The organism is Cetobacterium sp. (assembly GCF_977044495.1).
In genome coordinates this window covers 1-22,958 of sequence record NZ_CDRRQU010000019.1, presented here as the reverse complement: position 1 = coordinate 22,958, position 22,958 = coordinate 1, and the positions used below count along the sequence as shown (strand labels likewise).

Annotated in this window: 21 protein-coding genes, 1 tRNA gene and 1 pseudogene; 12 read left to right on the top strand and 11 right to left on the bottom strand. The window is 30.5% G+C overall.

Annotated features, from left to right (window positions below; translation table 11 throughout):
* The first annotated feature begins 29 nt into the window (after positions 1–29).
* From ACWI69_RS06235 to ACWI69_RS06220, 4 genes are all read left to right on the top strand, one after another.
* Positions 30–626 carry a metallophosphoesterase family protein gene (locus ACWI69_RS06235; protein ID WP_448820985.1) on the top strand — a complete coding sequence of 199 codons (597 nt, stop codon included), beginning with the start codon at positions 30–32 and terminating at the stop codon, positions 624–626.
* A 9-nt stretch (positions 627–635) separates the two neighbouring features.
* A complete protein-coding gene (locus ACWI69_RS06230; protein ID WP_448820984.1) occupies positions 636–2,324 on the top strand; it encodes a hypothetical protein in 1,689 nt (562 codons plus the stop codon).
* Between the two features lie 100 nt (positions 2,325–2,424).
* Positions 2,425–4,509 carry a molybdopterin oxidoreductase family protein gene (locus tag ACWI69_RS06225; protein WP_448820983.1) on the top strand — a complete coding sequence of 695 codons (2,085 nt, stop codon included), beginning with the start codon at positions 2,425–2,427 and terminating at the stop codon, positions 4,507–4,509.
* Positions 4,510–4,512: 3 nt separating this feature from the next.
* A complete protein-coding gene (locus tag ACWI69_RS06220) occupies positions 4,513–5,460 on the top strand; it encodes an SLAC1 family transporter (RefSeq protein ID WP_448820982.1) in 948 nt (315 codons plus the stop codon).
* A 77-nt stretch (positions 5,461–5,537) separates the two neighbouring features.
* Here the strand turns inward: ACWI69_RS06220 and mobB are convergent, their stop codons facing one another.
* Complete coding sequence (mobB, locus tag ACWI69_RS06215; protein ID WP_448820981.1) at positions 5,538–6,614, bottom strand: molybdopterin-guanine dinucleotide biosynthesis protein B; 1,077 nt, start codon at positions 6,612–6,614, stop codon at positions 5,538–5,540.
* The gene (locus ACWI69_RS06210) at positions 6,607–7,821 is read right to left on the bottom strand and encodes a molybdopterin molybdotransferase MoeA (RefSeq protein WP_448820980.1); all 1,215 of its coding nucleotides are present in this window, start codon (positions 7,819–7,821) and stop codon (positions 6,607–6,609) included. The genes mobB and ACWI69_RS06210 overlap by 8 nt, the downstream gene beginning before the upstream one ends.
* 116 nt (positions 7,822–7,937) lie before the next feature.
* Between ACWI69_RS06210 and ACWI69_RS06205 the strand changes: the two genes are divergently transcribed.
* The gene (locus tag ACWI69_RS06205; protein ID WP_448820979.1) at positions 7,938–8,651 is read left to right on the top strand and encodes a MurR/RpiR family transcriptional regulator; all 714 of its coding nucleotides are present in this window, start codon (positions 7,938–7,940) and stop codon (positions 8,649–8,651) included.
* A gap of 214 nt (positions 8,652–8,865) precedes the next feature.
* Here the strand turns inward: ACWI69_RS06205 and ACWI69_RS06200 are convergent, their stop codons facing one another.
* Positions 8,866–9,816, bottom strand: coding sequence for an ion channel (locus ACWI69_RS06200; protein WP_448820978.1), 951 nt, complete (start codon positions 9,814–9,816; stop codon positions 8,866–8,868).
* Positions 9,817–9,974: 158 nt separating this feature from the next.
* On the opposite strand from ACWI69_RS06200, the gene ACWI69_RS06195 reads away from it, so the two are divergent.
* Positions 9,975–11,204, top strand: coding sequence for a cation diffusion facilitator family transporter (locus tag ACWI69_RS06195; RefSeq protein WP_448820977.1), 1,230 nt, complete (start codon positions 9,975–9,977; stop codon positions 11,202–11,204).
* Between the two features lie 26 nt (positions 11,205–11,230).
* Here ACWI69_RS06195 and ACWI69_RS06190 read toward each other — a convergent pair whose 3' ends face one another.
* On the bottom strand, positions 11,231–11,980 hold the full coding sequence (locus ACWI69_RS06190) for a glucosaminidase domain-containing protein (protein WP_448820976.1): 750 nt from the start codon (positions 11,978–11,980) through the stop codon (positions 11,231–11,233).
* Positions 11,981–12,135: 155 nt separating this feature from the next.
* Here ACWI69_RS06190 and ACWI69_RS06185 point away from each other — a divergent pair, with 155 nt between their 5' ends.
* A complete protein-coding gene (locus tag ACWI69_RS06185) occupies positions 12,136–13,461 on the top strand; it encodes an MATE family efflux transporter (protein WP_448820975.1) in 1,326 nt (441 codons plus the stop codon).
* A 152-nt stretch (positions 13,462–13,613) separates the two neighbouring features.
* On the opposite strand, the gene ACWI69_RS06180 is transcribed toward ACWI69_RS06185, so the two are convergent.
* The 5 genes and pseudogenes from ACWI69_RS06180 to ACWI69_RS06160 form a co-directional block, all read right to left on the bottom strand.
* Positions 13,614–13,880, bottom strand: a complete 267-nt coding sequence (locus ACWI69_RS06180; RefSeq protein WP_448821008.1) for a magnesium chelatase subunit ChlI family protein — start codon at positions 13,878–13,880, stop codon at positions 13,614–13,616.
* Between the two features lie 18 nt (positions 13,881–13,898).
* Positions 13,899–14,126 (bottom strand): annotated as a pseudogene (locus tag ACWI69_RS06175) (ATP-binding protein); the annotation flags it as partial.
* Between the two features lie 159 nt (positions 14,127–14,285).
* Positions 14,286–14,645 (bottom strand): HepT-like ribonuclease domain-containing protein, encoded by a 360-nt coding sequence (locus tag ACWI69_RS06170; RefSeq protein ID WP_448820974.1) that lies wholly within the window; start codon positions 14,643–14,645, stop codon positions 14,286–14,288.
* Positions 14,635–14,931, bottom strand: a complete 297-nt coding sequence (locus ACWI69_RS06165) for a nucleotidyltransferase family protein (protein WP_448820973.1) — start codon at positions 14,929–14,931, stop codon at positions 14,635–14,637. Before ACWI69_RS06165 ends, ACWI69_RS06170 begins: the two co-directional genes overlap by 11 nt.
* Positions 14,932–15,303: 372 nt before the next feature.
* The gene (locus ACWI69_RS06160) at positions 15,304–16,626 is read right to left on the bottom strand and encodes a YjiH family protein (protein ID WP_448820972.1); all 1,323 of its coding nucleotides are present in this window, start codon (positions 16,624–16,626) and stop codon (positions 15,304–15,306) included.
* 317 nt (positions 16,627–16,943) lie between these two features.
* Here ACWI69_RS06160 and ACWI69_RS06155 point away from each other — a divergent pair, with 317 nt between their 5' ends.
* On the top strand, positions 16,944–17,927 hold the full coding sequence (locus ACWI69_RS06155; RefSeq protein WP_448820971.1) for a DNA-processing protein DprA: 984 nt from the start codon (positions 16,944–16,946) through the stop codon (positions 17,925–17,927).
* A gap of 32 nt (positions 17,928–17,959) precedes the next feature.
* Positions 17,960–18,760, top strand: a complete 801-nt coding sequence (locus ACWI69_RS06150) for a homocysteine S-methyltransferase family protein (protein WP_448820970.1) — start codon at positions 17,960–17,962, stop codon at positions 18,758–18,760.
* Between the two features lie 34 nt (positions 18,761–18,794).
* Here ACWI69_RS06150 and ACWI69_RS06145 read toward each other — a convergent pair.
* Positions 18,795–18,871, bottom strand: a tRNA-Arg gene (locus ACWI69_RS06145).
* Between the two features lie 185 nt (positions 18,872–19,056).
* Between ACWI69_RS06145 and mglB the strand changes: the two genes are divergently transcribed.
* From mglB to mglC, 3 genes are read left to right on the top strand one after another with little or no spacing between them, the layout of a single operon-like run.
* Positions 19,057–20,040: a galactose/glucose ABC transporter substrate-binding protein MglB gene (mglB, locus tag ACWI69_RS06140; RefSeq protein WP_448820969.1), complete on the top strand. Its 984-nt coding sequence runs from the start codon at positions 19,057–19,059 to the stop codon at positions 20,038–20,040.
* Between the two features lie 55 nt (positions 20,041–20,095).
* A complete protein-coding gene (gene mglA, locus ACWI69_RS06135; RefSeq protein ID WP_448820968.1) occupies positions 20,096–21,598 on the top strand; it encodes a galactose/methyl galactoside ABC transporter ATP-binding protein MglA in 1,503 nt (500 codons plus the stop codon).
* Positions 21,599–21,614: 16 nt separating this feature from the next.
* Entirely contained in the window at positions 21,615–22,625 is a 1,011-nt protein-coding gene (gene mglC / locus ACWI69_RS06130; protein ID WP_448820967.1) for a galactose/methyl galactoside ABC transporter permease MglC, read from the top strand.
* Positions 22,626–22,666: 41 nt separating this feature from the next.
* Here the strand turns inward: mglC and ACWI69_RS06125 are convergent.
* On the bottom strand, positions 22,667–22,958 hold a 292-nt coding region (locus ACWI69_RS06125), incomplete at its 5' end, for a 4Fe-4S cluster-binding domain-containing protein (RefSeq protein ID WP_448820966.1).

The following is a 22,958-nucleotide window of genomic DNA, read 5'->3' as shown; positions in this document are numbered from 1 at the left end:
TGTCTATTAAAGATTAGGAGTTGAAAAAGATGAAAATACTTGCAGTCAGTGATGAAGCAATACTGGAGAGATATTCTCCTGAAGTTTTAAAAGAGATGTTTAAAGATATAGAGTTGATAGTATCTTGTGGGGATGTGAGCAATAGGTATTTAGATTACCTTTTTACCATTTTAAATAAAGAGTTAGTCTACGTAAATGGTAATCACGTATACGCGAGAGATCATGATATAAGTTTTTGTAAAAATATTGACTCAGGAGAGAATTGTACGGTAAAAGGAATAAAAATTGTAGGATTTGATGGAAGTCCGAAATATTCAATGGGACCCCATCAATACAGTGAAAAAGATGTTTTCTTTATGGTTATGAAAAGTTATGTAAAAACAATGTTTAAAACGGTTGATTTAGTTATTAGTCACTCTCCTGTAGGGGGGATAAATGAGGGATTTGATCCAATACATAAAGGATTTAAGAGCTATAGGAAAGCAATAGATCTATTAAAACCTAAATACTGGTTACATGGACATATCCATTTAAAAAATCACCATGAGGTTCAAGAGGCACAATTTGAGAACACAAAAATAATAAATGTGTTTGGTTATAAAGTTTTGGATTTAGATTTTTCTTAAGGAGGAAAAATGAAGTTTGATATAGATAGAGAGGAAGCGGAATCGGCTTTTAAAAAAGTTCTGAGAAAAACTAGGTTTAATTTTTTTGATAGAGAAAGTAGGAAAATAAAAGAATTCAAAACAGTAGAGAGAGAAAACCAACTTTCCAATAGGATTTATTTGGGAGTGAAAGAGGTTCCACTTGGAAAAATTGTTGGAACTGTTGAAAAAGCTCAGGATTTTGATAAAGATTTTAACCCTTTGAGGGAGGAATCCAAGGGAAGATGGAGCTCTGTATATATAAAATATTTGGAAAATGGAAGTTTACCACCTGTTACTTTATATAAAGTAAGGGAAGAGTACTATGTATACGACGGAAATCACAGAGTTTCTGTTGTTAAAAATCTAAATTTTCATTCGATAGAGGCAGAAGTTTATGAGTTTTTTTCTCAAAATAACGAGGATATTGATAGACTTTCAAGAGAGAGATTCAGTTTTGAAAAAGAAAGTGGATTAAGTAACATAGAATGTTTAAAAGTAGAAAATTATGTAGAGTTGAGAGAGGAAGTTAGAAAGTTTTTGGAATTATATTTTTTGGGAGAAGAAAATTTTGAAAAAGCCGTAGTCTGGTACCAAAGAGTTTTCACTCCAATAGTAAACATATTAATTTCAAATTTTAAAAATTTAGAAAATGTAAATAATGGAGATATTTTTGTAGAATATCTAAGATACAAAAATAGTTATAGATTGGGGAATAGATATCAAAGGGGTTATACAGATACATTGATTGATTATTTAAACAGAAATAAAATATTGTTACTAAAAAATTTAAAAACGGATGTTAATTTAGATAGTTTTTTGATAGATGATTTTAGAAAATTGTACTATATAGATAAAATTATATTTTATACAGACGATACAAAAGGAAAGATTAAGGCTATTAGAGAATATTCCAAAAAACAATTTAGGAGAGAAACATTAATAATTGGGGAGATTGCTTTATTTAATTTGGTCAACAATATTCCGGGATTTATTATTGGGATGCAGAGATGGTTTGAACAGGTATATAATTTTTATAAGAGTGAAATTATATTAAAATCCAAACAGCTCAATTTGAATTTAGAAGGGTTAAATTTAGAAGAGATAGTTGAAGACTGTATAAGGTATTCAAGATATTACAGAAAAAAAGCAGATAAGTTATTGACAAGGAAAGAGCTAGTTTATAGCTATATTTTAGACGTATATCTACCTATTTTTATTATGTTTCAAGAGAATGAATTGGAGAAGAATAGAAATGAACAGTACTTAAAAATAAGTCAAAGCTATTTGTACTACACAAGATATGGAGGAAAAGATAATCTAAGAGAGTTTATAGAAAAAAATATAGTAAATAAAGAGGAGTATAAAATTGGAGACTTTATTCTAAGTAAAAATATAAAATTAGATTATAACTTAGATAAAGAGTTGGAAAATTATTGGATTTTAAAAGAGTATGGTGGGACACAAAACTATGAAACTATCTATCGACTTAAAGAGTACATAAAATTTTTGAATTTAAAAACTTTGGAAGAGATAAATAAGAAATTTGAAAAGGACATAGAAAAACTAATAAAAAATAGAGAGATTTTAATTCAATATAATAATAGTAGAGTTCTGAATGTTATAAAAGGAAAATGGGAAGATTACACATTTATAGATTACTATGCAACACTTATTTGAAAAAATACTTCCTTGTATTAAAGGAAGTTATTAAGCTTTAATGAATATATAAATCAACTTACCTTTGGATTAAAGTTTAAAAAATAAGGAGGAAAATGTCATGGAGAAAATTCAAACAACCTGTAGTTTTTGTGCAACAGGGTGTAATCTTATTTTTACTGTGAATGATAACAAGATAGTATCCTGTGCAGGTGACCCAAACTATCCAGTGAATAAAGGTTTAGCGTGTATAAAAGGAAAAAATCTTGCATTTGTTGATTCTATGGAATATCGAACTACGACTCCACTGATGCGTGATAAAAATGGCAAAATGCAACCAATCACATGGGAAAAAGCATATGAGGTAATTGCGGAAAAATTTAATGGAATTAATGAAAAATATGGAAGAGGATCTCTTGCATTTCTTAGTACTGGTCAAATCACAACAGAGGAGATGGCTCTTTTGGGCCTTGTGGGGAGATTTGGACTTGGAATGGAGGGAGATGGGAATACTAGATTGTGTATGTCAACAGCTGTTGTAGCTTATAATCAAGCTTTTGGTTTTGATTCTCCACCATACACATGGGAAGATCTTATGAAGACAGATCTTGCTATTTTTATTGGTGCAAATCCAGCTGAAAATCATCCTGTTGCGTGGTGGAGAGCTAAAAAAGAAAATCCAAATCTTGAATCTGTTGTTATAGATCCAAGAAGATGTACAACTGCTGAACAAGCTACTGAATGGTTTTCAATAAAACCTAAATCAGATATGTACCTTCTTTACACTTTAGCCAATGTTCTTATTAAAAAAAATTATATTGATAAAAAATTTATTGAAGATTACACAGATAATTTTGAAGAGTTTAAAAAGTTTGTCTCTGCATTTACATTGGAAAATGTAGAAAAAGATACAGGGATTAATCCGCAAAAAGTTTTAGATTTAGCAGAAAAGATACACTCTAAAACTAATGTTTCTTTTTGGTGGACAATGGGAGTAAATCAAAGTTATGAGGCAGTAAGAACTGCTGAAGCAATAATAAATATCTCTTTAATGACTGGTGGAATAGGGAAAATAGGATCAGGACCAAACTCTATAACAGGACAATGTAATGCCATGGGTTCTAGGCTTTATAGTGTGGAAACGTGTCTTTATGCAGGGAGAAAATTCAATATTCCTGAAGATAGAAAGATTACATCTGAAATTTTAGAAGTTGACGATTCACTTATTCCTGTTAGAGGAACTATTCCATATGATGAGATTGTCAAGGGAGTTGGCAGTAAAAAAATAAGAGGACTTTGGGTAGTTGCTACAAACTCTGTAGTTACAATTCCTCACAATGAAGTTTTTGAAGATTTGAATTCAAAGATAGATTTTTTGGTTGTACAAGATATCTATTATGATACTGAAACTGCGTTGCAAGCTGATATTTTCTTACCCGCAACATCATCTCTAGAAAAAGAGGGCACTTTTATAAACGCCGAGAGAAGGTTTGGAGCGGTTCAACAGGTGGTAACTCCTCCAGAAGGAATAAAAACAGATTATGAAATTATATGGAATATTGGAAAAGCTCTAGGGCTTGAAGAAAAGCTTTCTCTTGATAAATGGAAAACTCCAAAAGACGCTTTTAATCTGTTAAAACTACTTTCTAAAGGGATGCCTTGCGAATTTACAGGAATAGATTACGATAAGTTAAAAGGTAGTCATGGAATCCAGTGGCCATTTAGAACTGGTGACATTTTAAAAGATGATAATAGAAGGCTTTTTGAAGATAATCACTTCTATAATACAGATGGTAAAGGAAACTTTATATTTCAAAATATTACTGCTTATCCTGAGGTACCTTGCGAAAAATATCCTTACACTCTTTTAACAGGACGTGGTGGCATTGGACTTTGGCACACTTTAACTCGTACAAGAAATATTCCAATAGTAGAAAAAATGTATCCTCATGAGAGCCACATTCATATCAATACTATTGATGCTGGAAAACTTGGTGTAAAAAATGAAGATGTTGTAATTGTCCGATCAAAAAATGGAATGTGTAGCGTAAAAGTCACAGTGGATGATTCGCTTCAAGAGATGCAAGCTTTTTTACCTATGCATTATCATGAAGCTAACAGGCTTACAGACCCTCTTTTTGATCCATACTCGAAACAACCCTCTTATAAATATGCAACGATTTCAATAGTTAAGGATGGTGAATAAAATATGGAGAATAACAGTGTTGTAAATAATAATAGTAATAGGGGTGGAAGACTTTCAAAATATCCATCTGGTGCTTCAGCTCTCGGGCTGGGAATTGTAGGTTTAGGAGCTGCTTGGGACTCATTTTCTCCTGAGATAGGTTGGTGGATATTTCTTTTAACCATAATAATTTCAATTTGTTTATTCACCCCTTATGTTTTAAAGATGATTTTTTGCTTTCCCGCTTTTGTAGCGGATGCGCAAAATACTTTGAATGGTTCTGTAATCACATCTGTAGATATGAGTCTTTTAACAATTTCGATTTTTGTGCATAGGTATAATCCTGAAGCTGGAAGATTACTATGGTTTTTTGCCTCTATTATGCATCTCGTTATTTGGTATACATTTACATATTATAGAATTAAATTGGGGAATCTTTTAGAATTTCATTTTGGATGGTTCGTAACTTATGGGGGAATCGTAACTGTTGCCGTTACGGCTGGTCCTATGGGATTCAATCCTTGGGCAAGAGCTTTTTGGTATATTGGTTTAATTTCTACGTGTATACTTGTTCCAATAATAACTTATAGGGGAGCAAGACTAAGATTTGAAGATAAATATAAAATTACTATTCCTGTTATTGCGGCACCAGTAAATCTACTTTTAGCTGGATATCTAAGTGGTGTTTTTGAAATTAATCAAAGTCTTTTAAATCTGGTTGCAATAGCAGCTTTTACTGCAACATTTGTAGCGTATCTACAATCCTATAGAGGTGCTAAACTTCCATTTGCTCCGACTTTTGCGTCATTTACATTCCCATTGTCCATAGGAGCTACAGCAGCTATTAGATTTGGAAGATTCTATCCTAGTTTTTTCTTTTTAGGGTATATCACAATAACTATTACAAGCATATTTGTTCTTTACACAATGTGGAGATTTTATAAATTTTATGTTTTAGGAAAAGCTGAGTAAGCTTAACATATTTACTAATAGTATTTAGGAAAATAAATAAAATGACCTAATTAAATTTAGGTCATTTTTTCATTACATTATATCACATCAATTAGTTTTTTAAAGATACTATCAATGTCATCTATATCTAGAATATCTAAATTTTCTCTATTTTTAATAGATTTTAAATCGCTCACTAAAAACTTTAAACTATTTTCATTGGATTGGCTAATATTAGAAATCTCTTTTCGAATAACCTCGATTTTAGGGTAATCACTATGTTTAAAACCTTCTAAAATTATAAAATCATAACCTTTAAAAAATTTTAAATAAAACTCTAAATCTTTTTCAGGTGAATTTTCTAAAAACATGTATTTATTTTTTGAAAAAATAAGTGTTCCAGAGGCTCCAGACTTTATATGTTTATCGGTATCTGAGTCAAGATTATCCATTTGAAAGTCATGACCATCATGCTTTATAGTACCTACTTTGAAACCATTTTCAGTAAATTTTTTTAGGAGCTTGGTGATTAAAGTTGTTTTTCCAGAATTTTTAATGCCAGAAACTGCAAAAAAATTGGTCTTTTTATTTTTAACTAAAGAGCTATAATCTTCAGGAGTATTTATATTTTTTAATATATTTTTATCGTCAAAAATAGTGTATTTTAAGTCTATGAACTTAACATCTAGTTTATTCACTAAATTTAAAATTTTAAAATCATTGTTTTTAATGGCAGTTTTGATGATAGGGAGAACTTTTTTGGTATAGACGCCGAGTAATGGATGGATAAATCCATCTTTATCTCTAATTAGAAATGCGTCATGATAAGGAGATACAAAACTAGCAATATACTCAATAAAATCTTTAGTTAAATTTGGAACATCACACGGAACTGTAAAAATATAATCTAAATCGCTCTCTAAAATACCTTTATATAATCCAGAGATCGGTCCAATCTCTTTAAAGTCATCATCAAGTCTAATAAAACCATCTGTTGGGAAATTTTGTTCGCTATTTAGTGAAAGATAGATGTTATTAAAATCAGAAAAAAGAATTTTTAGACGTTCTAAAAAAGTTTGATGATTGTACTGCAATAAAATTTTATTGCAGTAGTTCATTCTGCTACCTTTACCTCCTGCTAAAATTAGAACATTGATATCTTTAATTTTAATCAATTAAAATCACCGAGACCTTATCACCTTCACTCAAATACGGAGTTCCTGGTAGAACTTCAACAATAGCATTTTTTCCAATAAGAGAGGAAATTGTTCCTGAAGAGTGCTTTTTATCGTTTAAATATATGTACCCATCTCTAAAGTATCCTCTTATAAAACGCCTTTTAGAAGATTTTTTATTAAAACCGCCTCTAACAACTCCTTCTATAAGGGTAGTGTTCTTTATAGCATTAGAACTTAATTTAGACAGAACAGGTCTTCCTAAAAGTTCAAAATTAACTAGAGATGCAAAAGGATTTCCAGAAAGTGAAAGTATTAATTTACCATCTTTTTCAGAAGCTAGAACGGGAGTTCCGGGTTGGATATTAATTTTCCAAAAAAGTCTATTGGCACCCAGCTTTTTTATCACATCATGCATAATATCTTTTTTTCCTACAGAAACTCCTCCCGTAGTTATTAAAAAATCTATATTCTTAAGTTCTTCTGATATAAAGTTAGAGACTGATACAGAGTCATCACACATTGGGGGGAATATAATACCATCAACTCCCAAATATTTCAGTTTACTAACAATAGTGAATAGATTGCTATTATAAATTTTTCCTTTTTCTAAATCTTTTCCAGGCATAGTAAGTTCACTTCCCAAACTTAAAACTCCCACTTTAGGTTTTTTAAAAACTTTAATGGTGTTGATTCCTAAAGAAGCTAATACTCCAATGTGGTTATATGTAATAATCTCCCCCTGTTTTATAACAAGGTCATCAATTTTTAAATCTTCCCCTAAGAAACAAAAATTTTCAAATGGTTTTAGCTCTCTATCTACATATAGAGTTTTAGTTTCCTCATTGAAAATTACGTCTTCCTGTTTAATGACGCAGTTGCAACCATCAGGAATAGGAGCTCCAGTCATTATTCTAAAAGCTTCTTTGGAGAGATTTTTTTTGTCACAGAAATCTCCAGCAAGAATTTCAGATATAACATTAAAGGCTATAGGGTTATCTTTAGTGGCTCCGATAGTGTCGGTATTATTGAACGTGAAACCGTCTAAAGGGGAACGATTGAATGGGGGATTATTCAAAGGGGATAATATATCTTCAGCTAAGACAAAACCTAAACTATCTAAGATATATTTTTCTTCAACATTTTTTAAAGGCTGTATTTTTTCTAATAGAGTTTCAAGGGCACATTCTAAGCTAATTTGCTCCATATTACCAACACCTCACATAAATTTATTAAATAATTTCTTTTTATAATATAGCATAAAATATGGAAAAAAAGTATTTAAAAGTTGTGGTATAATAAAATAAAAAATCGGGAGAAAAAATGGAAATAGATATATATAAATTAGGGGAAAGATATAATTTAACAGAATCGGAGGAGTTAGCATTAAGTTATATAGTAAACAACATAGATAAGGCTTTGGAAATTGGTGTTAGAGGAGTGGCAAAAGAGTGTTTTGCCTCAACTTCAGTGGTTATGAACCTATCTAAAAAGTTAGGGTATAAAGGTTTTATAGATATGGTATACAGACTGGAACTAACTTTAAAATCAAGTTTAGAAAATAAAAGTATTACAGAAAATTATTGTTTAGATTTTTCATCGCAAAAAGGTATAAAGTTTAGAAATCTTTTAAAAGAGGGGAAAAATAAGCCAATTTTTGTTCATGGAGTGGGATTTTCAAATCCAATTGCAAAATATATATCTGATAAGTTAATGGTACTTGGATATTTTTCTATGATGTCAGAGTATATGGAGAACGTGGAGAGGGATTATGATGAAAAGCCTCTGTTGATAGTAGTTTCAAAATCAGGAGAGACAGCTGCGATATTAAATCTCTGCCAAAAAGCTAAGGGGAAAGAAGTGCCTGTAATAGTGTTGACAGGAGTAAAAAGCAGTAGCATGGAAAGTCTAGCTGAATTGAATTTCGTAATAAAAAATAGCAATATATTAGATGATAGAAATTTAGAAAAAAATGATTTTTTTGGAAATACAATACTGTTTTTTGAAGAGCTAATATATGAATATTTGATGAATTAAATTGACAAAATTAAATTAAGTATTTATAATCAGCATTCTGTTTATTTAATTAGCAAATAATTTTTTAAGAAAATGAAATTAGGGGAGATAAAAATGTTTAAAGTGGGATATAAGTCACACCATGATGTTAAAGATGTACCTTATAATAAATAGATAAATGGGTATAAAATATTTTACATTTTATACCCATATTTTTTTACTTTTAAATATATTTCTATTGATTTGGTTGATTTGTCGTTGAGTTCTCAGCTTCATTTAAGTCTGATTTTAGTTCTCTTAGAAAATCTATGAATTTAGAAAATACAGAGGGACTTTTTACAGAAACTTCAGTACTAGCAGGGGTATTTTCTTGAGTAGGAGGCGATGGCACTGTGCTTCCAAGAGCAGAGAAAATAAAACCGAGGGAAAAGCTTGTTAAAAAAATACCTAAGATAGTTTCCAAAACACAAAGTAATCGTATGTACGCATTGAGCGGAGATATACTTCCAGAACCCACTGTTGTAAGGCTTCCTAAGCTAATGTAAAGATGATTTAAAAAATTTTCGAAATTAAATGTAGAGGGTTTATTCACACCAATAAAAAGATTATTTTGTGCTATTAGATTTAAAATATAGTAGAAAGAACCAAAAGCTAATCCCAATGTTATGTAAGTTAAAAATGTTGTAAGGATATCCAGACCTCTAATTTGTCTTTTTTTATTTATAAGCATGATAAATTGCCTAGATACAATAATAACTATTAGGGACATAGAGACTAGAATAGAGATAATATGCAAAAATTTAATAATAAAACTATCTAGGAATATATTTAAAAATATGTAGTCAATTCCACCTAAGATTGGGATTAGTACAATAAAATATAAAATTAAAAAAATGGAGAAAAATATGTGAGTACTTAAAAAATTTTTTAATTTAGGTCTAAAGAAGTATGCAAATGGATATATAATAAAAAACATTGATATCACCATTATAAAGCTACTGATGATAAACTTTCTAGATGAATTTATTGTATTTGAATTATAGAGCTCCCAAGCTGTAAATAAGATTGAAAGTATCAAAGAGAGAGTTCTTATTTGTTGTTTTTTTAAGTCATTGAGATTTCTGATATTTTTGAGATTTTTGATACTGTTTAGTAGTTTTAGAAAAAAAGTTTTATAATTTATCATAGTTTTAAGTATCCTCCAAAAAAATATTTTCTATTCAGATTTACAAAAAGATTTATAATTTCCTTTAAAAATTAAACTAAAAAATAAAGAATCACCTATACTTGTAAAAGAGGACTTTTTTATATATAATTATTTAAAGGCTATTGTGGGGAGGAGATATGTATAAGAGTTATATATATGAAGATGTGAAGAGTAGATTTGAAGAGTTTCAAAAGTTAGATAACGACTTTATTTTGAATGAGATGGGGCTATACTATACTATAGAAAATAAAAATGAAATAATAGCGTATATTTTGTTAGAGAAAGATTTAAATAACTATGAGTTAAAAAGAATTTTTGTAAAAAAAAGTGAGAGATTCAAATCCTATGGAACAAATTTATTACTTTTTGTTATCAATAAAAAAATAAGAAAAGGAAGTTTAATTGTTGATAATGCAGATACAATTTCGGATTTTTTAGTAAAGATAGGATTTAAAAAGAAAGAGGATGGAAAGTTTGCCATAGAGGGTGTGGAAAATAAGGATTTTAGAAAAAAAGAGGGACAAAAAACTGTAGTAGCTTCGATATTTTGGAATATAGTATTAGCTGTTACAAAAATTGGATTTGGATATATAGGTCGATCAAGAGCTCTATTAACAGATGGATTTAATTCACTTTCAGATGTTGTAACATCAAGTGGTATTCTATTGGGGATTCATTTTAGTAATATTCCAGAGGATGAATCGCATCCATTTGGTCATGAAAAAATAGAGAGTGTGATTGGAGTAATAATAGGAATTTTTATGATACTTACAGCTTTTGAACTAGGTAAGGGTGGAATGGAGATTCTTTTTTCTGGAGAGAAAAGGGAGATTCCGGAGATGTTAACAGTCTATTTGGCATTATTTTCGTCTGTTGTAAAGTACTTTATGTATAAACAGAAGATAAGAGTGGGAGTAGAGACTGAAAATAGTGCTTTGATAGCAGATGCTAGGGATAGTAGAAACGATATATTTGCATCATTGGGTGTAGCTTTAGGAATTTTATTATCTATCTATGTGAGTCCAATATTCGATTTGTTGATAAGTATATTGGTAGCTGTGTTGATATTTAAAGAGGGTGTGAGCGTAATATTGGAGACTACTGATACTATTTTGGACAAGCAGGATATGGAATTTATTGATAGATTGAAAAAATATATATATGAAAATACTGACATAAAAAATGTTCATGATGTTATGATGAGAAAATCAGGGGATAAAATATTTTTAGAGTTACATATAAGAGTGCCTAAAGATATGACTGTATACAGTGCTCATAAGATATCAGATGATTTAGAAAACTCTATAAAAGAGGATTTTCTGTTGGTTAAAAGTGTTACTATTCATCTAGACTGTTTAATAGATTAAAAAAAGTCTGCAATTACACAGACTTTTTATATATTGTCATATTTTTGAAAATTATTGTGTCTTAACATTGTTTGCACTTTCTTTATATATGCGTCTTTTAATTCAGAATAACCAATCAAACCATGAGCGATTTTTTCCGGCGGTTCACCGGCATGAATTTTACTTCTAAGCGATTTATAGGTATTAACTCTAGAAAGAGTTAGAACAAAATCTTTAACGGAGTCTTTAATAGAGTCATACTCTTTGTAAGTACGATTTGTGTGCTTATAGGCATTCATACCAAAAAGATTATTTTTTTCTTTAAAAACCTTAGATGTTCCCCAACCACTTTCGATAGCTGCTTGCGAAAGAATAAGTGAAGTTGGGTATTTAATCATTCTTTTTTTTAGTTCAGACCAATTATACGCTGAAACCTTATAGGAGTTAAAAATTCTATCTAACTCTTTTTTCTCTTCAGGGGTATGAGAATTTTTTTTAGATAAGATATTTATGATAGATATATCTCTATCAATTTCTTTGTTGACAATTTCAATGCTTGGTAGAAGCATTGAGATAAAAACTTCTTTTCTACTACGTATGCTTAGTTTTTTCAAGTCTAATCCATCTAAAGAGTAAACATGATTTTCATTGGGTTTATTCTCTAAATCTTTCAATGTTTTTACTTCAATAGTTTTATATTTAATTTCATGCGGGATATGAAAGTCCCTATCAATAGAGAATGAAAAAGATGAATAAAGAAAAAAAATGAGCATACTGACAATCAATTTTTTTAACATAGATTCTCCTTTATCAATAGCAATATTTTTAATATACACTAAATTATACATTATGATACATTAAAAATCAATAAAAAATTTACACAGAGCTAAAGGTATAGTATAATGAAAAGATACAAAATATTAAATATAAATCACAATAGGAGTGGACATAAATGTTAGAACAAAAAAAATCATTATTTTCAATAACAATTCCAATATTTTTAGAGCTGTTATTAGTTACTGTGGTAGGAAATGTTGACACCATAATGCTAGGGAGATTTAGCGATAAAGCTGTTGGTGCAGTTGGAGGAATGAGTCAGGTTTTATTAATTCAAAATACGATTTTGAGCTTTATTTGTCTGGGAACCACCATTCTTATGTCGCAGTATGTAGGTGCAAAAAACCATAGATCTACAAAAGAGGTAATAGCGGCGTCTTTAGTAATGAATGTAGTTATTGGTACAGTTTTGGGCTTAATATACTTCGTTGCATGGGAATGGATTTTGATAAAGATAAAGTTGCCACCAAATCTTAGAGAGATTGGTATGAACTATTTCAAATTGGTGGGAGGACTTTGCATTTTTCAAGCGATATCGCTTACAAATGGAGCAATTTTAAAAAGCTATGGAAATACAAAACCTATGTTATTTGTAAATGTAGGTATCAATTTGTTAAATATTTTAGGTAATGGAATGTTTATTTTTGGTTGGTTAGGAGCACCTATTTTGGGAGTGACAGGTGTAGGGCTATCCACTGTTTTTTCAAGATTTATAGGAGCAATAATCTCGCTTCTTGTAATGACAAATTATTGTAAATTTAAAGTTGTTAAAGATTTGAAAAAGTTCACATACGAAAGAGTTAAACAAATTTTATCTATTGGAATTCCTACAGCAGGAGAACATTTAACTTGGAGTTTAACACAGGTTATAATTCTAGCCATGGTAAATACAATGGGAACAATAGAGATTACAGCGAGAACATACTTGGCATTAATCTCCTCTTTCATTATGATTTTTTCAATTGCTTTAGGACATGGAACTGCTATACAGGTTGGACAGCTTGTTGGGGCGAGAGATAAAGAAAAAGCTTATAGTCAATGTTTAAAAAGCTTGACATTGTCTTTTGTAGCAGCGGCAATAGTTTCTATTATAGTTTATTTTTTTAGATTTCAAATAATGGAGTTATTCACTAAAGATATGGAAGTTGTGAAAGCAACAGCAAAAGTTTTTCCGTGGTTGATCTTCATAGAAACGGGTAGAACATTTAATATAGTTGTTATAAATGCTCTTCATGCGGCGGGAGATATAAAATTTCCTATGATGATGGGATGTATTGTTATGTTAGGAGTGGCAGCACCGTTGTCATGGTTATTAGGAATAAGAATGGAATGGGCCTTAGTTGGAGTTTGGATAGCTAATGGAATGGATGAATGGATAAGAGGGTTTGCAATGCTATGGCGTTGGAAAACTAAAAGATGGATGGCTAAGGGATTTGTATAGAAATAAAAAAACGGATTTTTAAAAATCCGTCAGACTGTAGACAAATGGCTATCAGATATTTATTATTCGATAGCCATTTTTTATTTTTATGAATTTATAGTTACTTTAAAAAAAATTAGCATTGAAGAAGTCTTTTCTAAACTTCCACATTGCTAATTTTTTAAATTCATACACGTAAATTTGAGAGTGAGCTCCATTTTTACTTTCGCTAACCCTCTGTATTGTGTATATCTCATTCCATGTAGTTCTTTCGCGTCAGCGAAAACTCTTTCATCAGTATTCAAAACACAGTATTTTTCAATTTCACTGTTGTGCATATCACGATTGAGTTTATCAGTAAAACGAAGATTTTGTATTTCCCTAGCTTTAACCACTCTAGTTCTAATATCTTTAGAGGTGTCACCTCGTTCCTCATCCAAAATCTCTCTATCATTAAGTTTATAGATTTCTATATATAAATCAATTCTGTCAATTATTGGACCAGAAAGTTTTTTTGAATATCTTCTCATATCGTATGGAGTACACGCACAAAGTTCTTCATCAAGAGCATTGCCACAAAAACATGGACGACAATGATAAGTTGATAAATGAAATAAAATGTAGGTAATAAATTGGGATTCAATGTTATGGTTAAATAAAAAAATGACAAGAGCTTTTCTTGTCATTTAAAACTAAAATATAGGAGTTTCTATTTTTAACTCTTTTCTCCATTCGGGAGGTGAAGAAACTTTTGTCCAGAATTCTTCTAATGATAAAATTTTATTAAACTCATTAAATCTTAAAAAAACTCATAATAAAGTTAGCTGTATCCATAACTCCTCCATTTAATTATTTTTTTCTTGAACTAGAACTTTTTTAAGTTCTAAAAGCTTTTCTTTCAAAATAGGTATATCCATTTGAATAGCTTCCCATACTGTAGTTACATCAACTCCAAAATATTGGTGAATAAGATAATTTCTAAAATCTTTTAAAATTCGCCATTCTATATTAGGATATTTCAACTTAATGTTATCAGAAACTTTGCTACTAGCTTCTCCTAAAATTTCTAATTTCCTTATAACACCACTTATAACTAAATCGTCATCTTTAAATTCTTTAAAAGTTTTATCTCCAATAAATTTATATACACTCTCTATTGAGTCAATCATATGTTCAACATATACTAAGTCATCTCTATGCTTCATAGAATACTTCTGCCTCCTTCAAAACATCATTTTTAAAATAAGGACTTAATGAATCTGGAGTAAGTAAATCTACATCATTTTGCAAAAGATCTTCAAGCTTATGTTTAAGAGCTATTATTTTAAATAGACTTTTATTTGTTTTAAACTCCACTAAAAAATCAATATCACTTATTGAACTACTTTCTTCTCTAGCAGTAGAACCAAAAAGCATAAGTTTTTTTATACCTTCATGTTCACAAATTTCTAAAATCTCACTTCTATGAGAATATAAATCTTTTTTTAACATAGTTAACTCCTCCTCTTTGTTATAATTATTTCTTTAAGTATACCAAAGGACTTTATTAATTACAAGAGTATAGATTTTTCAAATAATTATAAAACGGACCATCAAAAGCAATATGATTTAATTTGTCCTTATAAGGCAGTATAGGATAATCTATTTTATATTTTTCTCTAATAAATACAACTCTTTCATTATCTCCAATTAATTTACAATAACCCTCTCCAAAATTCAACTTTAATTGGTAGAAGTCTACTGTCCTATTAAAATATATATCAGGGTAGGAACTATCCGTAGAGCGTGATTAATTATATCCGACATGAGTCAGAACTTCCCACGAAGCCCCGCCCTCTATTAGGGCGGTGGTAGTTCACAATTTTAATAGCTTAAAACCCCAAATTTAACAAGTATTATCGCAATTGAGTAAATAATAGGGAATGTAATAACAGTTCTTAAAATAAAGAATTTAATAACATCTAATATAGAGAATCCCATTTTTGAATTGACAAGTATCATACCAGTCTCACTCAAAAATATTAATTGTGCAAAAGAAAGTGTTCCGACTATAAATCTAGCTACCTCACTTGTTGTATTTTCAATAAATAGAGCGGGCAGATACATATCGGAGAAGCCAACAATCATTGCAGGTGCCATTTGTGATGCCACATCATGTGTGAACCCCAAACCTTTTAAAATAGGCATTAAAGGCATAGATAAAATATTAAAGAAATTTGTATTTTCTGCAATAATTAAACCAATAGACCCAACGCACATTATAACCGGTATAAAAGTTACGTAGATAACTAAAACTTTAAAAAGAGAATCTACAATAATCTCTTTTTCAGAAGCTTTACCAGCTGTAGTAGTTGCGAGGTGGAGAGCCTCCGCGAAACTTTTAGCCCCACTATCATCAACTTTATTATCATCATAATATTCATTTTTAAATTTTTTCAATGGTAATCTAGCGATTATAAATCCAGCGACAACCGTTGAAAAAGCAATAGTTCCATAAAATATCCAAAATATTTTAGAAAACTTCAATAAATCAGCGACAACAGCGGCAAAAGATATTCCCACAATTGAAAATGATGTTGCAATAATAGCAGCTTCTCTTTGAGTGTAATACCCTTTTTGATATTGCTGATCAGTAACTACAATTCCGATAGTTCCGTCTCCAAGAAAAGAGGCAAGGGCGTCTATAGCAGCATATCCGGGAACTTTAAAGACTTTTCTCATAATTGGAGCAATTAGAGTTCCAATAAATTCAACCAAACCAAAAGATGTAAGAAGTGGCATTAAGATGACTCCTATAAAAAAAGTTACCATAAGAGGAGGAATCATATCTCCTGCCATCAGTCCACCAGTATTTTCATTGCTTAAAAATTCTGGCGCAAGTCCAAATGAAATTAAAATAAACATTAAAGAGCCACTAATTCTTAAAACAGTGCTTAACGTATCTGTGACAAATAGATCATTTAAATACTGTTTTTTTAAATCTTTTTTGATAAAACCAATTATCGTTCCAAAAATAGTGACAACTGAGCAAAATATTATTAAGAAATTAACCCAGTTTGAAAAATTATTTAGAACAAAGTTTTTTAGATGGCTCATTATAATAGATGATTCACCACCAATTGTAATAGGAGTTAAAAACGCTAAAAGTCCTATAAAAGAATAAATCCCAAATTTTAATATTGCCATAAAGCACCTCCAGAAATTATAAAATTTCTGCCAAATAAAAAAACATACTTAAAAAAAGTATGCCTGAATTGAGAACTTATCTTATTAAGCGTATTACTATGGCAGCTTCGTAATACTTAATTCATAGGAACATGTCGTCATCGCCATCGGCCTTAGGCTCAAAACATATAAATGAACTAACCTCTTTTTAAATTGTTAGTTAAGTATACATGAAATAAAATAGAATGTAAAGAAAAAAATAAAATAAATAAAAAGGTTAAAATAAAATTTTTAGTAGTTATTTTTATAAATAGAAAAGATATGAGGTGAGAAAAATTATGTACTCAAAAGATGATATGATTTTATGGTCAATGATAGGTTCTATGGTTATAGATATCGGGAAAATAGAGGTTTTAGCTTTTTCACCTGAATATTTATTTAGGATTTTCAAAAAATCTAGCGAATTGGGAGTAAATATATTAAATGAGAATTATAATGAAGTATTAGAGGTTATAGGAACTTTAAAAGATGGGATGGAAAAAGAAAAAATTAAAAATTTTTTTGGAGATTTTAGATTATTACAGAATTTAAGAAAACAGATTGAAAAAGAGAAGGAGGTAATGGAGAAAAATGAAATAAAATTTATTACTTATTTTTGCTCTAATTATCCTAAAAAGTTGAGAAAATATAAAATCCCTCCCTTTGTGCTGTATTACAAAGGAAGAGAGTTAGATGAAGATAACTTAGAAAAATCAATTTGTATAGTAGGAACAAGAAAACCAGAAAGTCAGGGAATAGAGGAGTTTACAGAAGAGCTAGTTAAAAATATGAAAGCTGATTTAAAGTACAACATAAGTGGCTTAGCTTTAGGATGTGATTTCATTGGGCATAAAATCACGTTAAAATATGGTATAAAAAATATAGCTGTACTAGGGCAAGGATTGGGGAGTGAAATATATCCAAAAGAACATATGGATTTAGCAAAGGAAATTTTGGGGAACGGAGGGACAATTGTATCTGAAATACCGCCCAGTTTGAAAATAAAAGGTGTATATCTCCTTCAAAGAAATAGACTTCAAGCTTATTTGGCAGAGGAGCTGTTAATTTTAGAGACAGGAAGAAAAGGGGGAACCATGACAACTTTAAAAGTAGCTTTTTTAGAAAAAAAACGTGTTTATATCAGAAATATAAAAATAAATCAAACTGTATTCAATTTAAAAAATATATCTAAAGTCACATTTATAAGTTCTTATTCAGATATCAAATTGATTAAGATTTTAACATCTAAACCAAATACTCTTTTTACTTTTGAATTCTCCTGATGTATAATAAAAGTATATTGGATGGAGGTGTTATGAGAGTGATATTACTAGATGGTGCTATGGGAACAACGATTTCAAATATATATAAAATAAAAGAGAGATGTAGAGAAAAATTAAATTGTACTCAACCAGAGATAGTAAATGAAATACATGAAAAATATGTGTTAGCAGGAGTGGATTGTTTAAAAGCTAATACTTTTAACTGTTCTAAAGAGGCTTTGAGAAGCTATGGTGAAAATGAGGTGTGGGCTTATGAATATGCATTTTTAGGGGGGAAAATTTGTAAAGCTGTCGCTGATAAATATAATAAGAAAAGTATTGGAACTTTTTGTTTACCGGATAGGGATCAGATAGATGGAATTTTGGATAGTGATATAGATATGGTCATGATTGAAACTATCTATAATTTAGATAAGGGGTTAGAAAGCTTAAAATTACTCAAAACACAACTAAAAAAGAAGAAGTTAGTAAAACCTGTGATGATTTCGTTTGCAGTTGATGGAGAAGGAAAACTTTATTCTGGAGAAAAACTTCAAGATGTATATACAAAGTTTTTAGATGATTGTGTCGTATCTATTGGTATTAATTGCAGTGAACTAACAGAAAAAGTTGTGGATATATTGGAAAAAATGAAAAAGGAAACGAACTTAAAAGTCTCTTTTCATCCAAATTCTAATGGAGATATAGAAAAATTTGTAAAAGATATCAGTAGTCTATTAAAATTAGGGGTAGTTGATATTGTTGGCGGATGTTGTGGGACAGACTTTAATCATATAGAGAGATTAAAAATGGAATTGGAAAAGGTTAAAAAAAAATACTTACTACCCATGTAGTAAGTATCAATGTATGACTTATAATAAACACATATGGTGTACCTGACGAGAGTCGAACTCATGACCTACTCCTTAGGAGGGAGTTGCTCTATCCAACTGAGCTACAGATACACTTTCTGAATTGAATATATCATATAAAAAAATAAAAGTCAAGACAAAAATAATCGAAAAGAGGAAGTTTTTTTACTTAGGAAAAAAACTTCTTTTTTAGTTTTCTTTATATGCTTGACATTGGATTCAATTATGATGTATAATCAACATTATGTTTCATATAATTACAATCGCGGAGGGAATTTATGAAAAAAGTTTCAGTTTTACTGGGAGCATTAGCTCTTACGACAATGGCATCAGCGGCACCAACAAAAATTGGAGTGACAGTTTATCGTTATGATGACAATTTTATGTCAACAGTTAGACAAAAAATTGAGGAAGTTGCAAAAAAAGATAAAAATGTCGAAGTTTTAATGAATGATTCACAAAATGACCAATCTAAACAAAATGACCAAGTAGATGTTCTAATTGCAAAAGGTGTGGATGCACTAGCAATTAACTTAGTTGACCCAGCAGCAGCTTCAACAGTTATTCAAAAAGCTAAAGCTGAAAATATTCCAGTTGTATTTTATAATAAAGAACCATCTAAAGCGGATATGGAAAGCTATGATAAAGCGTACTATGTTGGAACTGATTCTAAAGAGTCAGGGGTTATTCAAGGAGAAGTGATTGCAAAACATTGGAAGGCAAATCCAGCTTGGGATTTAAATAAAGATGGAGTGATACAGTACGTTCTTTTAAAGGGAGAGCCTGGACATCCAGATGCAGAAGCTAGAACAACTTATGTAATAGAAACTTTAAATGAAAAAGGAATAAAAACACAAGAGTTACATATGGATACTGCAATGTGGGATGCTGCAATGGCAAAAGATAAAATAGAAGCATGGTTATCAGGTCCAAATGGAGAAAAAATAGAAGTTGTAATTGCAAATAATGATGGAATGGCTATGGGGGCTGTTGAAGCATTGAAAGCTAACGGTAGAGCAAAAACACCTGTGTTTGGAGTAGATGCTTTAGCTGAAGTTCTAGTTATGGTCGAAAATGGGGATATTGCTGGAACAGTACTTAATGATGGAATGAATCAAGGGCAAGCAACATATGAAATTGCAAAGAATTTAGCTGAAGGAAAAAAACCGACAGAGGGAACTAAATGGGAATTAAAAGATAAAATATTGAGAGTACCTTATGTAGGAGTGGATAAAGAAAACTTAAAAGATTTTAAAAAGTAGTATGCAGGGGAGGTATATGCCTCCCTTTCTTTATAAAATATTTAGATTTTAAGGAGTGGATATGGAGAAATATTTACTAGAGATGATAGAAGTATCAAAGTCTTTTCCTGGAGTAAAAGCTCTTGATAAAGTGAATTTAAAAATAAGACCTCAAACAGTTCATGCTTTGATGGGAGAAAACGGTGCAGGAAAGTCAACTTTGATGAAGTGTTTATTTGGAATCTATTCAAAAGATGAAGGAAAAATTTTTTTAGATGGAAAAGAAGTTAATTTTATTTCAGCTAAGGATGCTTTGGAAAATGGAGTATCAATGGTCCATCAAGAGTTAAACCAAGTTTTACAAAGAACAGTAATGGATAATATTTGGTTAGGGAGATATCCTTTAAAGGGAATATTTGTAGATCATAAAAAGATGTATGAAGATACAAAGAAAATATTTAAGGAGTTAGAAATAGATGTAGATCCAAAAGCTAAGGTTTCGACATTATCTGTATCACAAATGCAAATGGTCGAGATAGCGAAGGCATTTTCATATAATTCTAAAATAATAGTGATGGATGAGCCTACATCCTCTTTGACAGAAAAGGAAGTTGGACATCTTTTTAAGATTATCAAAAAACTTACAGATAGAGGTTGTGGAGTTGTATATATATCTCATAAAATGGAAGAGATAAAAGAGATTTGTGATGATATAACTATTTTAAGAGATGGACAATGGGTTACTACAGCTAGCTTAGAAGGGTTGTCGACTGATGAAATAATAGGCATGATGGTCGGAAGGTCTTTAACTCAAAGGTTTCCTGAGAAAACAAATGTTCCGCAGGAAGTAATTCTACAAGTAGAGGATTTGACAGCTAAAAATCAGCCGTCTATAAAAGGTGTAAGTTTTGAGCTGAGAAAAGGAGAGATATTAGGAGTAGCGGGATTGGTTGGATCTAAAAGAACAGATATAGTTGAGACTATATTTGGAATTAGAGAGAGAGAAAGTGGAAAAGTAGTAGTGAATGGGAAAGAAATAGAAAATAAAAGTAGTCTAGAAGCTATAAGAAACGGTTTTGCATTGGTGACAGAGGAAAGACGGGCGACAGGTATTTTTCCACAGCTTAATATTGAGTTTAACTCATTGATATCCAATATGACTAACTATGAAGGAAAAAATAAAATTCTAAATTCATCTAAGATGTATGGAGATACAAAATGGGTTATTGACTCTATGAGGGTAAAAACACCGAATCAAAAAACTCCAATAGGCAATTTATCAGGTGGAAATCAGCAAAAAGTAATAATAGGAAGATGGCTTTTGACAAGTCCAGATATATTGATGCTAGATGAACCAACAAGAGGGATAGATGTGGGAGCTAAATATGAAATTTATCAATTGATGCTAGATTTAGCAAATAAGGGAAAAGGGATAATTATGATATCCTCTGAAATGCCTGAACTTCTAGGTGTTACAGATAGGATATTGGTTATGAGCAATGGAAAAGTAGCTGGAATTGTTGATACAAAAGACACAACTCAAGAAGAGATTTTAAAACTAGCATCATTATATTTATAAGTTATGGGAGGACAAAATGGAATTTTTTAAAGGGAAGAGCACAAAGAAGCTTCTACTAGATGGGGCGTTATATATAGTATTATTGATACTTATAGCAGGAATAATTATAAAAGAACCGGCTTTTTTAAGTTTTAGAAATATGAGAAATATATTGACTCAATCATCAGTTAGAACTATATTAGCTTTAGGGGTAGCTGGAATAATAGTTACTCAAGGAACGGACCTTTCGGTTGGAAGACAAGTTGGACTATCAGCTGTGATTTCAGCGACATTGTTACAAGCAGTAACTAATGTAAATAAGGTGTTTCCAAGTTTGGATACTTTGCCAATTCCGGCTGTTATAGTTATAATTGGGATTATTGGAGCATTTGTTGGGTTTTTAAATGGCTTTGTTGTAGCATATTTACGTGTAACTCCGTTCGTTGCAACTTTAGGTTCAATGATTATAATATATGGAGCGAACTCTCTGTATTATGACCATGTGGGAGCATCACCGATAGCGGGGTTTGCAAAGAGTTTCACCAATTTTGCTCAGGGATATTTTACAATAGCTGGATTTAGATTTAATTATTTAATAATCTATGCAGCATTAGCGGTGTTATTTATATGGATTCTATGGAATAAGACAACTTTTGGAAAAAATTTGTTTGCCGTGGGAGGAAATCCTGAAGCGGCAAAAGTATCGGGTGTCAATGTAAAGAAGACATTAGTTTTAGTTTATACATTGTCTGGAATATTTTATGCTTTTGGTGGAATGTTAGAAGCTGGAAGGGTTGGAAGTGCTACAAATAACCTTGGAAATATGTATGAGATGGATGCCATAGCAGCCTGTGTTGTAGGGGGAGTTTCGTTTTCAGGGGGAGTGGGGACAGTTCCCGGAGTATTGATTGGGGTTATAATTTTTACAGTAATAAACTATGGATTGACTTTTATTGGAGTAAACCCATATTGGCAATATATAATAAAGGGATTGATAATAGTTATGGCAGTAGCTTTGGATACTTTGAAATATGTAAAGAAAAAATAAGAACAAAAAACTCTAGGAGATACAATCCCCCTAGAGTTTTTTTATTCTATATATTTAACGATTTTATTTAGTTCTAAACTTTTTTTTATATTGATGACTCTTTGGTTTTTACTGCCACGCCATTTAAGATTCAAATCTTTCTCTTCTATAAGAAACTTTCCATCTATTAAAATATCACACAGTTCTATAAGAGATAAAAGCCTTGGATTTTCAATAATTGCTTCCCAAGTGAAGCCTGACCAAATCCAAATATCTTTTGTGGGAAATAGATTTTTAAATTTTTTTACAAAAGATACAAGTGGGGCAATATTGCTAATATATGTAGGATCTCCT